The following is a 13,854-nucleotide window of genomic DNA, read 5'->3' on the forward strand; positions in this document are numbered from 1 at the left end:
GACTAAAAAGCCCTGTCGATTATCGATAGGGCTTTTTGATTTTAAACGTTCGAGTCGAACTTAAAGCTCGCTCTTAGCGACTCTTGTGGTCACTTGCGACTCAATAACACCGTCTTCAACTTGGGTGGTGATCACTTCGCCCACTTCGACATCGTTAATCGATGATACCGTCTTGCTCGATGCTGAATGAGTAATGCTGTAGCCACGCTTTAGGGTAGCTAGTGGACTAACGGTTTCTAACTTCTCTGCAGCCATAGCGAGCTGGTGGCGAGTCGTTAGTAACGTTTTATCCATCGCATCTAATAGCTTTTGCTCTGAACGTTGTAGATGTAGCTTCTGTTCGCCAAGGCGCTTTATTGGCGAGTTCAATTGAAGCTGGTGCTGTTTACGTTCAACACGCTGTGCATGCTGCTTTAGGTATTGAGTCATACCACGACGCAAACGCATATCTAGGTCATCAAGCTGCTGACTCTGCTTTTGCAGTTGGTAGCTAGGATGTTGCTTCTCTAAGCGGTACTTCAATGTTTGAGTTGATTGCGCTTGTTTGATTAACACATGACGAATCGCACTGACTAAGCGAGCACGTTTAGACGCAAAAGCTTGTTCTTTATGGCTGTTATCACGGCTAACCAATTCAGCGGCTGCTGATGGTGTTGGAGCGCGCATATCTGCGACGAAATCGGCGATAGTGACATCAACTTCGTGGCCAACTGCACTGATAATCGGGATTTGGCTTGCAGCGATTGTGCGAGCTACGATCTCGTTATTGAAGCACCATAGGTCTTCTAACGAACCGCCGCCACGACCCACGATCAACACATCACACTCATTGCGCTCATTGGCACGCCCAATCGCCTGAGCAATCTGAATTGCCGCCTCTTCGCCTTGAACCATGGTCGGGTAAACCACAACAGGCAATGAAGGATCGCGTCTTTTCAGGACATCAAGAATATCAAACAGTGCTGCACCGGTTTTAGAGGTGATGACGCCAACGCGTTTTGGATGTTCAGGAAGAGCTTGCTTACTGGACTGAGCAAATAAGCCTTCCGCCGCCAAGTTCATCTTAAGCTTTTCAAACTCTTGCTGAAGTTTACCGTCACCCTCTGGCTGCATGCTTTCGATGATCAGTTGGTAGTCACCGCGTGGCTCATAAAGCGACAGGCGAGCTTTGACTAACACTTGATTACCGTTCTGAGGCTTAAAAGTGACTCGGCGGTTATTGCCACGAAACATGGCGCACTTAACTTGAGCGCGAGAGTCTTTAAGCGTGAGGTACCAGTGACCAGATACAGGTGCAGAGAAGTTTGATATTTCACCAACGAGCCAGACTATTCCCATTTCGTTTTCTAATAGGAGACGAACCTCTGAGTTGAGGCGAGAAACAGTAAAGATGTTTGGATTAGTCATAGAAGCACTATCTTTCCTTGAAGGAAGGTCTTTCTTGGAATCTCACAGGGCGTGAGTATGGAAGATAGCGGCAATATAATACATAGCAAGGGGGTAAATGCAAATTAAAAATACAAAAATGTGTAGCCAAGCGATTTCGTTGGCCGTATAATCCGTCCGCAATATCTAATCCAAATGCAGTTTGATTTTCCTTAATTGGCTGCCCTCATTAGGCGAAACGATGAGATTGGATTGTTTCTTTTTACTCCTATTATTGTGAGATATTGCAAATGCTAAGAATTGCCAAAGAAGCGCTGACATTCGACGACGTACTGCTAGTGCCAGCACACTCCACCGTTCTCCCTAATACAGCTGATCTTCGCACTCAGCTGACGAAGAATATTTCCCTAAACATCCCAATGATCTCTGCATCGATGGATACTGTGACAGAAGCTCGCCTAGCGATTGCACTGGCACAAGAAGGCGGAATAGGCTTCATTCATAAGAACATGTCTATTGAACAGCAAGCTGAAATGGTTCGCCAGGTTAAAATTTACGAAGCAGGTGTGGTTTCTCACCCAGTAACTGTAAACCCTGACGCGACAATCGCTGATGTTGTAGCCCTAACTGAAAAACACGGCTTTGCCGGTTTCCCTGTTGTTACTGAAACAAACGAATTGGTTGGTATTATTACTGGCCGTGACGTTCGCTTTGTTACTGACCTTTCTAAGAAAGTTGATGTAGTAATGACGCCTAAAGCTCGCCTTGCTTCTGTTAAAGAAGGTGCAACTCGTGAAGAAGTTCAAGAGAAAATGCATGAAGCGCGTGTTGAAAAAGTTCTTGTTGTAAATGATGACTTCCAACTAACTGGAATGATCACTGCAAAAGATTTCCACAAAGCAGAACGTAAACCAAACGCTTGTAAAGATGAGCGCGGCAGCCTACGTGTAGGTGCAGCTGTTGGTGCTGGTGCTGGTAACGAAGAGCGCGTTGCTGCTCTAGTTGAAGCTGGCGTAGACGTTCTACTTATCGACTCTTCACACGGTCACTCTGAAGGCGTACTTAACCGTATCCGCGAAACTCGCGCTGCATACCCTGATCTACAAATCATCGGTGGTAACGTAGCAACTGGCGCTGGCGCTCGTGCTCTTATCGAAGCTGGTGTTAGTGCGGTTAAAGTAGGTATCGGCCCTGGTTCAATCTGTACGACTCGTATCGTTACTGGTGTTGGTGTTCCTCAAGTGACAGCAATCGCAGATGCAGCTGAAGTCGCTAACGAATACGGTATTCCAGTAATCGCAGATGGCGGTATCCGCTTCTCTGGCGATATCTGTAAAGCTATCGTTGCTGGCGCATCTTGTGTGATGGTTGGTTCAATGTTCGCTGGTACTGAAGAAGCTCCAGGTGAAGTTATCCTTTACAACGGTCGTTCTTACAAGTCTTACCGTGGTATGGGTTCTCTTGGCGCTATGTCTCAAGGTTCTTCTGACCGTTACTTCCAATCTGACAACGCTGCAGACAAGCTTGTTCCAGAAGGTATTGAAGGTCGTATCGCATACAAAGGTCGTCTAAAAGAGATCGTTCACCAACAGATGGGCGGTCTACGCTCAAGCATGGGCCTTACGGGTTCTGCAACTGTTGAAGACATGCGTACTAAAGCTGAGTTTGTTCGTATCTCTGGTGCGGGCATGAAAGAATCTCACGTACACGATGTTCAAATCACGAAAGAAGCACCTAACTACCGTTTAGGTTAATAATACGTCCAAACGTTTGAATAATGTGCTGATTGAGTCGGCACATTAATATACCAACCGTAGTAAATAACTGGTCATCCTAGCTTGTTAAAAACCTCGATAACTTCGTTAGAATTTTTGATTGTGGAATAACTACTTATCAGAACTCTTTGTTGAATAGACAGCCTTGTTCTCAAGCTTTTTTCCAGCGCTACTACTGAACACTTACTTACTGTGATTGGTATTATATCTACCGCCTGTTTTGCTGAAATTCTGATTTTCTCAAAACACGAGGTTACAGATAACCAACGAAAACGTTTGCTTTATTTCTTGAAGAGTTAATCAGAGGTGAGTAAACTCGCCTCCGTTTTATCACATAGCCAATAAGACTGCTTACAATGACTAAAAATATTCATGACCAACGTATTCTAATTCTAGACTTCGGTTCTCAATACACACAGCTAGTAGCTCGTCGTATTCGTGAGATCGGTGTTTACTGTGAACTTTGGAGCTGGGACGTAGAAGAAGCGGATATTCGTGAATTCAATCCAGACGGCATCATCCTATCTGGTGGCCCTGAAAGTGTAACGGAAGAGAACTCTCCACGTGCACCTCAGTACGTATTTGATTCAGGTGTTCCTGTATTCGGTATCTGCTACGGAATGCAAACTATGGCTGAGCAACTTGGCGGTAAAGTAGCAACGTCTACTGAGCGCGAGTTCGGCTACGCAGCGGTACAAGTGACTGGTGAATCTGCACTTTTCGCAGACCTTGAGTCTACTCAAGATGTTTGGATGAGCCACGGCGATAAAGTGGTTGAGATCCCAGCTGATTTCACAAAGATCGCTGAAACAGACACTTGCCCATACGCTGCAATGGCAAACGAAGAGAAGAAGTACTACGGCGTACAATTCCACCCAGAAGTAACACACACTAAGAACGGCCTAAAAATGCTAGAGAACTTCGTTCTTAACGCATGTGGTTGTGAAGGTCTGTGGACTTCAGCTTCAATCATTGAAGATGCAGTTGCACGTATTAAAGAACAAGTAGGTGACGACGAAGTTATCCTTGGTCTTTCTGGTGGTGTTGATTCATCTGTAGTTGCAATGCTTGCTCACCGCGCTATCGGCGACAAACTAACATGTGTATTTGTAGATAACGGCCTTCTTCGTTTGAACGAAGCTGAGCAGGTTATGGAGATGTTCGGCAACAAGTTTGGTCTAAACATCATCAAAGTAGATGCTGAGCAACGCTTCCTTGACGCTCTTGAAGGCGAGGCTGAACCAGAAGCTAAGCGTAAGATCATCGGTCACGTATTCGTAGATATCTTCGATGAAGAGTCTAAGAAACTGAAGAATGCTAAATGGCTTGCTCAAGGTACTATCTACCCAGACGTAATCGAGTCTGCTGCATCTAAGACAGGTAAAGCACACGTAATCAAATCTCACCACAACGTTGGTGGTCTTCCTGATGATATGGAAATGGGCCTTGTTGAGCCTCTACGTGAGCTATTCAAAGATGAAGTACGTAAGATCGGTCTAGAGCTTGGTCTTCCATACAACATGCTTTACCGCCACCCATTCCCAGGTCCAGGTCTAGGTGTTCGTGTACTTGGCGAAGTGAAGAAAGAGTACTGTGATTTACTGCGTCGTGCTGATGCAATCTTCATTGAAGAGCTTCACGCTGCTGACCTTTACCACAAAGTATCTCAAGCATTCACGGTATTCCTACCAGTACGTTCAGTTGGCGTAATGGGCGATGGCCGTAAGTACGATTGGGTTGTATCTCTACGTGCTGTAGAAACTATCGACTTCATGACTGCTCACTGGGCACACCTACCATACGACTTCCTAGGTAAGGTTTCTAACCGTATTATCAACGAAGTTAACGGCATTTCACGTGTTGTTTACGATATTTCTGGTAAGCCACCGGCAACTATCGAGTGGGAATAATCTCTTAGAGATTTAACCAGCGTTGATTAAGATCTTAAGCCTCGAACTCAGTTCGGGGCTTTTTTCTTTTCGATTCATTATATTGACTCATAGCATTAAAGGCTTATGAGCCATACCTAGAAATCAAATGAACAATGCCTAGAAACCAAATGAGTTGGAAACTAGATATCAGCTCAAGAAACTATGAGACGCTTTGTTGTGTTGAGCTATATATCAAAAATATCACTCGCACTTTTTATAAATTCACACAGCAACAGCTAGGCCATTTCTCACGCGCCGCATACTCTTTGATGGACTTATTAAGGACAGATAAGAGAATCCATCATGTTAAAAATCAAATATTTGGCGACAGTACTGGGCTGCACCTTGGCAGCGCAAAGTCATGCGTCTTTGAACATTCAACCTGATCCGCAAAACCCGAATGGTTACCTTGTTGAAAAGTCGGCATTACAAGCTGCTGAACAAGCAAAAACATCCGATCCTATGTATGCGATCTGGTCACAAGCATTACAAACTCGTTCGAACACCATCGTTGAAGCGATTGAACCCGGTTCCCCATCTAACCCTGAAAACGTAAAGCGGGTTGAGCGTGTGTTCCCTCAATCTGAATGGGATTTCCTTACTCAGATGGCGGCGCCAGAATACACTTACACTCGTTTCTTACGTGCGATTGGTAAATTCCCTGCGTTCTGTGGAGAGTACACTGATGGCCGTGATTCTGATGCTATCTGTAAGAAATCCATCATCACCGCTTTTGCTCACTTCTCTCAAGAGACAGGCGGTCACATCGCGATAGACAACACCTCAGATAACCCATTAGCTCTAGAAGAGTGGCAGCAAGCGCTGGTACATGTTCGTGAAATGGGCTGGTCAGAAGGTCAAGAAGGCTACACCACTGGTTGTGGTCAGAACGATTGGCAAAATGCTCGCTGGCCATGTGCCGCGGGGCAGGGCTACTTCGGTCGTGGTGCTAAACAGCTTTCTTACCACTTTAACTACGGTGCTTTCTCTGAGGTGATGTTTGATGGTGACGCGACAGTGCTTCTCAACAATCCGGGCTTGGTAGCGGACTCTTGGTTGAACTTAGCGTCAGCTATCTGGTTTTTCTTAACACCACAAGCACCTAAGCCTGCCATGCTGCATGTCATTGACCGTACATGGACACCATCTCAACGTGAACTGGATGCCGGTATTGGTTATGGGTTTGGTACCACAATCAACGTGATCAACGGTGGTATTGAGTGTGGTGAACAGAATAAAGACAAGGGCCAACCAGTTAACCGTATTCGTTACTGGGAAGGGTTAGCGGCTCACTATGAAATTCCTGTAGAAGCGGATGAAGCCAATACCTGTTGGCAGCAAACACCTTACGGAAGCTTGAACCTCAACGGCGCGACTGATGTGTTGTACACCAACTGGGATGGCAACTGGAAATACTACGCAGATCGCCCAGAAGGGTATTCATTTGAGTGCGAGTTGGTTGGTTTCCAAACTGCTTATTCCGCGCTGGTGGCGGGCGATTACGAGAAGTGTGTGACCAATTTCTATGGCTCTCATGCAAGCTGGCCGGAAGTGAAAGTGGTCGATAAGCTTGATCCGGTAGACCCAGGTACTGATCCCGGTGGTAATGGTTGGAGTGCGACTAAGGTTTACAATGCGGGCGACCAAGTGACTCACAACGGCGCAACCTATGAAGCGAAATGGTGGACACAAGGGGATGACCCTGCCAATGGTGGCCCTTGGAAATTGGTTGCTGGAGAGCCAACACCGCCGGTTGTTACTGATCCAACTCCTGTTGATCCTGTGCCTGTCGATCCTGCTCCGGTAGACCCAACACCAGTTGAACCGCCAGTTACCGAGCCACCTGTCGTTGTTGACCCATCTGTGTTTATCACATGGCAAGCTGGCGTTAGCCAAGTGAGTAATGGCGATAAAGTGACGCATAACGGTAAGTGCTTCGTGGCTAAAAACGGCCCTGGTGTCTGGGAAAGCCCAGTTCAATCGAATTGGTTCTGGGATGAAATCAGCTGTCAATAATTACTCAGCTAATTAAGTACCTCAACTGACGAATCAAAGCCGAAAGTGATTGCTTTCGGCTTTTGCGTTTCTGCTCTGCGTTCCTCGATTATCTAACGCAAAACTTCTTAGCTGAATGCTAATTTTCCATTTAGAGAATAAAGTCCTGTACAAATGCCGAGTGTGAATTTATATTCACTTTTAAATTATACTTATTCTTTATTTTAGGGTTAAGGTTTACCTATGGAACAGACAGATATCACGTCACTCATCCCCATTGTGATTACTTTGGTGTTGTCGTTGGCGACAAGGAATGTAGTGATTGGCCTTTTTGCTGGCGTACTCAGTGGTGTAGCTATGCTCACCGGAATGTTTAGTGAACTAAATCCTCTTGATACCTTTGGAACCATGGTCAAAGGCTACCTAGTACCACAGCTTACGGATAGCTACAACGCAGGTGTGATTATGCTGTTGGTGTTCATCGGTGGTTTTGTCGCTTTGATGGAAAAGTCCGGTGGCGGCGTCGCGTTTGCAAAGCGAGTGACTCAGTGGGTAAGCAATAAATGCCAAGCTCAATTGTCAGCATGGCTGGGTGGAATCGTTATATTTTTCTCAGACTTAGGTACTCCGCTAATTGTTGGCCCTGTTTTTCGTCCTCTTTTCGATAAACTAAAACTTTCAAGACAGAAGCTAGCATTCATCATCGATTCTACGTCATCACCAGTCGCAATCCTTATCCCTTTTATCGGCTGGGGTGTTTACATCATGAGTCTGATTCAAAAAGAGTTTACGGCTTTGAATGTCAACATGTCTGACTGGGATGCCTTCATCGGTGCGATTCCTTTCCAGTTCTACGCATTTCTCGCGATTTTCATCGTTCCGCTCGTGTCCGTTAAAGGTTTAGACTTTGGACCAATGGCAAAAGCCGAGCGTGATTGCCAAGCGGGGATTAACTCTGGCGTGAATAACGAATCACTCAATGCGTTCTCGCATAAAAATGCAAAGGCTTCTTTTGTCTGGGCACCATTGTTAGTGATGTTGGTGGTGTTGTGCGCCATGTTGGTTCCACAAGGCTTCCCATTCCAAAAGGTCGCAGGCTCATCATTCAGAGCAGCATTATCTTCGGCTTATTTCTTTGCCGCGATTACCTTGATCTCGCTGATGGCTTACTACGGCGTGAGAAAACTGTCGGATGGCGTTTCTGTGTACCTAAAAGGCATGGGAAACATGATGCCAGTGGCAATAATCTTGGTACTGGCTTGGGCGTTAAGTACTGTCGGTAAAGAGTTAGGAGCAGCGGCTTATATTGCTGAACAAGCACAGAGTGGCTTTCCATACTGGTTAGTACCTGCGGTCGCTTTCTTGCTGTCGGCTATCATCTCATTCGCTACGGGCTCTTCTTGGGGAACCTTCGCGATAATGATGCCATTGGTTATTCCAACCGCGATTGCAATAGATGCTCCGCTACTCGTCGCAATTGGTGCCGTGTTATCGGGTGGCTTGTTTGGTGATCACTGCTCACCGATCTCTGAAACCACGATTCTTTCTTCAACAGGTGCCGGGTGTGACCAGTTTGAGCACTTTAAGACACAACTGCCTTATGCATTGATGAACGGTTCTATCGCTTTAGTGAGCTTTATCGTGGCTGGCTTTACTGGTAGCTCGTTGGTTGTGTTAGGTGCGCTTGTCGCTCAATTGATTATCGTTACGTTGTTAGCCAAGCGCGATGCGAGTAAAAACGCTTCTTCAGACGTTCAATCTCAAGTGTCAGAGTCTAAACAACAACAAGCGTAATTTAAGATTAAAAATAAGAGACTAGATACGGGATGCGAGTAAACGAGTAGCGAAAATCTCGCTCCCTATTGTTCTTCAGTTCATATCTCTCATCTCACTTACTTCAACCTAAACATGCTCTTCGCATCCCGTTTGCTGGCATCTAAGCAAACTTCGTCATTCCCTACAGTGAGGGACGAGCGCGATAGGGAATCTCTGGCGTTTATCGTCGGTATTTATGTCTAAGAAGAGATTCCAGATATCTCGTCCCTCGATTCTGGAATGACGATTCAATGAGTTGATATGGATGCGAGTAAACGGATAACGAAAAGCTCGCTCTCTATTGTCTAAGTTTGATGCTAAGGGTTCTCGCTTACTCAAATCTGAAGACTCTTTTCGCATCCCGCATCTCGTTACCCGCAACTTTTTCATATGCATATTACTAACTTCAATCTCAACACGCTCTTCGTATCCCGCTTACTCGAATCTAAAGACTCTTTTCGAATCTCACATCTCGTTACTCGCATCTTTTTTATAGCGCGATAGGGAATTTGTTTACTTATAGTTTCTGTGAATTGATTTGTGTCGTTATGAAACTAATCTTCCATAAGATCATTTACACAATCTTAGTTTTCGATAACTGGATTACCTAGTTGAGCGGTTTATAGATTAAAATTTTCTTACAAATTTTATCGATTTTTTTTAATCAACCACTTTAATAAGGTAAATTCGCAATGTCGACCAAACTAGCTAACCCAGCGCCACTAGGCTTAATGGGTTTCGGTATGACCACTATTCTTCTTAATATCCACAACGCAGGTTTCTTTCCAATCGATTCAATGATTCTTGCTATGGGTATTTTTTACGGTGGTTTGAGCCAAGTTATCGTGGGCACAATGTGTTTCAAACGTGGTGACACGTTCGGTACAACTGCGTTTACTTCTTACGGCCTATTCTGGTTGTCTTTGGTTGGTTTAATCGTAATGCCTTACATGGGCCTACCAGCAAGCCCTGCTGCATTCATGGGTTGGTACCTACTTCTATGGGGCATCTTCACTGGCTTCATGTTCATCGGTTCTCTATGCTACCCAGTAGCGAAGCAAGTAGTATTCGGTTCACTAACTATCTTGTTCTTCCTACTTGCAGCTCGTGATTTCACTGGTAGCGAACTGATCGGCACTATCGCTGGTTTTGAAGGTATCTTCTGTGGCGCTTCAGCTATCTACTTTGCAATGGCACAAGTAATCAACAACGAATACGGCCGCACAGTTCTGCCTATCGGTGAGAAGAAAGCACCTCAACTGGCAACACAAGAAATCGCTGCTTAATACTCTAACTCGGGAACAGTTAGTTTGTTATAAGCCGTTTATTGGTTATGAATAAAACAAAAGGGGTTAGCCGAAATGGCTAACCCCTTTTTTATGCGTTATTAATAGCGCGAGTTAAAGCGAGCTATTTGCTAAAGCAATCCATTTGTTAAGGCACAAGCTTAAGCTGAAGGTTGCTCTACAGGTTTAGTGTCTGCAGCTTCTGTTTCAGGAGACTTGCCTGTTTTACGTTTGTACTTCTCTTCCCAGTAAGTAGCACCTTTAATGCCTAGTTTTACAGGGTTGAACGTGTACTCAGTTACGCCTTGTTTCTGCTGTTCTTCGTAGTCAGCTAGAGCTTTAAGCGCAGGCTTAGACATGAAGAAGATGATCAGAATACCCACGATGTTTAACCATGCCATCAAGCCAACACCAACATCACCCATTGCCCATGCAAGGTTAGCTGTTTTAACTGTGCCATAGAAAACTGCAGTGATAAGAACAAGCTTAAGTACGAACATCATGCCAGGGATCTTGATGGTACGACGTAGGTAAGCAATATTCGTTTCTGCGATGTAGTAGTAAGCAAGAATCGTTGTAAATGCGAAGAAGAACAGAGCAAATGCGATGAATGGCTTACCAATGCCTGGTAGTGCACTTTCAATAGCAAGCTGTGTAAATACAGGACCATTCGCACCAACGTTTGCTGCTAAGTTCTGAACAAGGAACACACCTTCTGCGCCGCCGTGAACGTTGTAAGCACCAGTGATGATGATCATGAACGCTGTAGCAGAACATACTAGAAGAGTATCGATGTAGATAGAGAACGCTTGTACCAAACCTTGCTGAGCTGGGTGATCAACACTTGCAGCTGCTGCCGCGTGAGGACCTGTACCTTGACCCGCTTCGTTTGAGTAAACACCACGCTTAACACCCCAACCAATTGCAGCACCGAAGCCAGCCATAGGTGTGAATGCATCACCAACAATCATTGCGAAAACAGTTGGCACTTGGCTGATGTTTAGCAGGATGATAACGAACGCGATGATGATGTAAGCCAATGCCATGAAAGGAACAACGATCTGTGTGAAGTTCGCAATACGTTTAACACCACCAAAGATGATGAAAGCAAGGATGATAGCAACAACAGTACCGGTGAAAATTTTAGCGAAACTGAATGTACCGACAGCTGTTTCAATCATATCACCTGAGCCAAATGCAGCTTCTACAGCATTACCAATACTGTTTGACTGAACACCTGGAAGCAAAATGCCACATGCAAAAATAGTCGCGATAGCGAAGATCCATGCGTACCACTTCTGACCCATTGCTTTTTCAATGTAGTAAGCCGGACCACCACGGAACTGGCCTTCGTCTTCTTCTTTGTAGATTTGCGCTAGCGTAGATTCTGCGTAAGCAGTCGCGGCGCCAAAGAAGGCTACAACCCACATCCAGAATACTGCACCTGGGCCACCGAAACCGATAGCGGCAGCAACACCAGCAATGTTACCTGTACCTACACGGCCAGATAGCGAAACGGCTAGAGCTTGGAAAGACGAGATGCCTTTTGATGAGCTTTTACCCGATAGTAGCAAGCGCCACATTTCAAAGAAGTGACGGATTTGAACAAATCGAGTCATGATGGAGTAGAACAAACCTGCACCTAAACATAGGTAGATAAGTACTGGGCTCCAGATTATTCCATTCAAAAAATCAACGAATGACTGCATGAGTATTTTCCCTGTTAGTTTTGCTTATGATTGTTTTTCGAACAACACAATACTTCACTTGTAACCCAAGTGTTAAATTATTTAACTGCGCATTAGGATTACTGTGACATAAAGCAAGTTATAGAGGGAGTTTGTTAATGCTTAGTGCTAATTCGATAATCATTCCATTTAACTTGGTATGCAACTAGTTTTTAATTCTGGTGTTTTGCAAAGTGAATAAATAGTGATTAATACAAAAAGGGGTATTTGAGATGCGAATAAAATACGAAATTAAAAAAAAGCAGCGGTTAAAGCCGCTAGCATAAACGGCTGATATAGGAGTTGTGGGATAAGTAAATTGGAATCTATCACCTGCATCGTGTGAGCTAGCAGATACAAGAAACTGTGTTTTTTGAAGGTTCGATAATTGCGGCTTTAAGAATTACTTAGTGAAAGTTGTTAGTTTGATGACTGTTTCAAACAACTACGAACCCTCGCTCTTGTAATTCTTGAGCGAACTCCGACTGAGTATTTAGCTCGCCGTGAATCAAATGCACCTCTTTCGGTGGAGTCGCGATACCCTCTATAAATCGGTAGAGATCCTCTTTATCAGCATGGGCAGAATAGCCAGACATGCCATGAATTTGAGCATTAACCTCAACGTCTTTGTTATCAATAGAAACCTGCATTTCGCCTTGTTGCAGCTCTCGTCCGAGCGTTCCGTGCGCTTGATAGCCAGCTAAAATGACATCGGTGCGTTTATCTGGAAGCAAAGCAGATAAGTAGTTCATTATCCTGCCGCCCTGACACATTCCAGAAGCAGCGACCACAATCGCAGGTTCACCTGTCGACTTGAGGCGGTTAACGATTTTCTTATGCATTCTATGCCCATCAACGGTAATGCACTGCTCAAAAGCGAGTGGGTGGCGTTTCAGTTCAAGGCGTTGCTTTGCTTCTTGTCCCCAGAGTTCTTTAAAGCGTCGATAGGAACGTGTCACTTTCTCTGCCATAGGAGAATCGAGGATGATAGGAATATCGGCGCTGAGCTGATGCTCAAAGATCAGGTGTTCGATATCAAACAGCAACTCTTGTGTTCGACCGATACTGAAGGCCGGAATTAGGATGACACCCCCATCAAGTAGCGAACGATCTATGATGCTTTTGAGGCGCTCTGCTCGTGTCGCAATATCATCATGTGTACTGGTGCCATAAGTGGATTCGATAAACAGATAGTCGGCTTGTTGTGGTGGCTTAGGATCGGGCAGTAGTGGTGTGTTACTTGGGCCCAAATCGCCAGAGAAGACTACCACCTCTTGGTTGGGTAATTGAATCTCGATATAGGCAGAACCTAAGATGTGCCCAGCGGGTTGAAAGCGGGCATGCAAAGTATTTGGCCTATGATGATCCTTTCCGTTTTTTTGCTGTTTAGACGTGATTGGAAACCATTCCCCGTAAGGCTTGGGAGCAATTAACGAATGGATCTTTTTGAGTATCAGCTTCGACTGTTTATTACTGAGTCCTTGCAGCTTTAAGCCATCCTCAATCATTAAAGGGGCGAGTTCAGCGGTGGCTTGCGTGCAATAAATCGGTTGGTTAAACCCACTGGCGAGTAACCAAGGTAATCGGCCAATATGATCAATGTGAGTATGAGTCAGCAGCAGAGCGTTGAGGTGGGATATTTCAAATTCAATATCGAGAGGGCGAGTGTCTTCTCCTTGAAGCTTTTTACCTTGAAGATCTAAACCTTGAAACAAGCCACAATCGATGAGCACCGCTTGGCCTGAATCTCTTAGCTCGTGACAAGATCCTGTGACAGTATGTTTGCCGCCATGGTGAATCACTTCCATCGTTTACTCCCATTGCTCTATAAAGCCGTTAACGCCTGTTTTTATTTTGCGGGTAAGCGCCAGCAAGTAAAACAAGAGCAATGAGAGTTGCGATCGTTGAGTATCTTTTTAAGTAATTGAGCGATAACTCA

Annotated in this window: 8 protein-coding genes; 5 read left to right on the top strand and 3 right to left on the bottom strand. The window is 45.0% G+C overall.

The features are described from left to right. Window positions 1-60: 60 nt before the first annotated feature. On the bottom strand, window positions 61-1,407 hold the full coding sequence (gene xseA / locus BCV39_RS20630) for an exodeoxyribonuclease VII large subunit (protein WP_102431889.1): 1,347 nt from the start codon (window positions 1,405-1,407) through the stop codon (window positions 61-63). A gap of 269 nt (window positions 1,408-1,676) precedes the next feature. On the opposite strand from xseA, the gene guaB reads away from it, so the two are divergent. The 5 genes from guaB to BCV39_RS20655 all read left to right on the top strand — a co-directional run bounded on the left by guaB (window position 1,677) and on the right by BCV39_RS20655 (window position 10,188). Then, window positions 1,677-3,140, top strand: coding sequence for an IMP dehydrogenase (guaB, locus tag BCV39_RS20635; protein ID WP_048669208.1), 1,464 nt, complete (start codon window positions 1,677-1,679; stop codon window positions 3,138-3,140). Window positions 3,141-3,517: 377 nt separating this feature from the next. Then, on the top strand, window positions 3,518-5,071 hold the full coding sequence (gene guaA / locus BCV39_RS20640; protein WP_019820323.1) for a glutamine-hydrolyzing GMP synthase: 1,554 nt from the start codon (window positions 3,518-3,520) through the stop codon (window positions 5,069-5,071). 324 nt (window positions 5,072-5,395) lie between these two features. Beyond that, window positions 5,396-7,108: a glycoside hydrolase family 19 protein gene (locus BCV39_RS20645; protein WP_102431890.1), complete on the top strand. Its 1,713-nt coding sequence runs from the start codon at window positions 5,396-5,398 to the stop codon at window positions 7,106-7,108. A 222-nt stretch (window positions 7,109-7,330) separates the two neighbouring features. Further along, window positions 7,331-8,881: a Na+/H+ antiporter NhaC family protein gene (locus BCV39_RS20650; RefSeq protein ID WP_102431891.1), complete on the top strand. Its 1,551-nt coding sequence runs from the start codon at window positions 7,331-7,333 to the stop codon at window positions 8,879-8,881. 713 nt (window positions 8,882-9,594) lie between these two features. Then, the gene (locus tag BCV39_RS20655; protein WP_017056721.1) at window positions 9,595-10,188 is read left to right on the top strand and encodes a GPR1/FUN34/YaaH family transporter; all 594 of its coding nucleotides are present in this window, start codon (window positions 9,595-9,597) and stop codon (window positions 10,186-10,188) included. Window positions 10,189-10,349: 161 nt separating this feature from the next. On the opposite strand, the gene BCV39_RS20660 is transcribed toward BCV39_RS20655, so the two are convergent. Both BCV39_RS20660 and BCV39_RS20665 read right to left on the bottom strand, forming a co-directional pair. Further along, window positions 10,350-11,897 carry an alanine/glycine:cation symporter family protein gene (locus tag BCV39_RS20660; protein ID WP_048658817.1) on the bottom strand — a complete coding sequence of 516 codons (1,548 nt, stop codon included), beginning with the start codon at window positions 11,895-11,897 and terminating at the stop codon, window positions 10,350-10,352. 455 nt (window positions 11,898-12,352) lie between these two features. After that, complete coding sequence (locus BCV39_RS20665; RefSeq protein WP_102431892.1) at window positions 12,353-13,723, bottom strand: MBL fold metallo-hydrolase; 1,371 nt, start codon at window positions 13,721-13,723, stop codon at window positions 12,353-12,355. Window positions 13,724-13,854 lie beyond the last annotated feature (131 nt).

The organism is Vibrio sp. 10N.286.55.E10, from assembly GCF_002872555.1.
Lineage (GTDB): Bacteria > Pseudomonadota > Gammaproteobacteria > Enterobacterales > Vibrionaceae > Vibrio > Vibrio crassostreae.

Coding starts and splice junctions, on each gene's coding strand:
- BCV39_RS20655 (WP_017056721.1), top strand. CDS start 9,595: ATGTCGACCAAACTAGCTAACCCAGCGCCACTAGGCTTAATGGGTTTC.
- BCV39_RS20660 (WP_048658817.1), bottom strand. CDS start 11,897: ATGCAGTCATTCGTTGATTTTTTGAATGGAATAATCTGGAGCCCAGTA.
- BCV39_RS20645 (WP_102431890.1), top strand. CDS start 5,396: ATGTTAAAAATCAAATATTTGGCGACAGTACTGGGCTGCACCTTGGCA.
- guaA (WP_019820323.1), top strand. CDS start 3,518: ATGACTAAAAATATTCATGACCAACGTATTCTAATTCTAGACTTCGGT.
- BCV39_RS20650 (WP_102431891.1), top strand. CDS start 7,331: ATGGAACAGACAGATATCACGTCACTCATCCCCATTGTGATTACTTTG.
- BCV39_RS20665 (WP_102431892.1), bottom strand. CDS start 13,723: ATGGAAGTGATTCACCATGGCGGCAAACATACTGTCACAGGATCTTGT.
- xseA (WP_102431889.1), bottom strand. CDS start 1,407: ATGACTAATCCAAACATCTTTACTGTTTCTCGCCTCAACTCAGAGGTT.
- guaB (WP_048669208.1), top strand. CDS start 1,677: ATGCTAAGAATTGCCAAAGAAGCGCTGACATTCGACGACGTACTGCTA.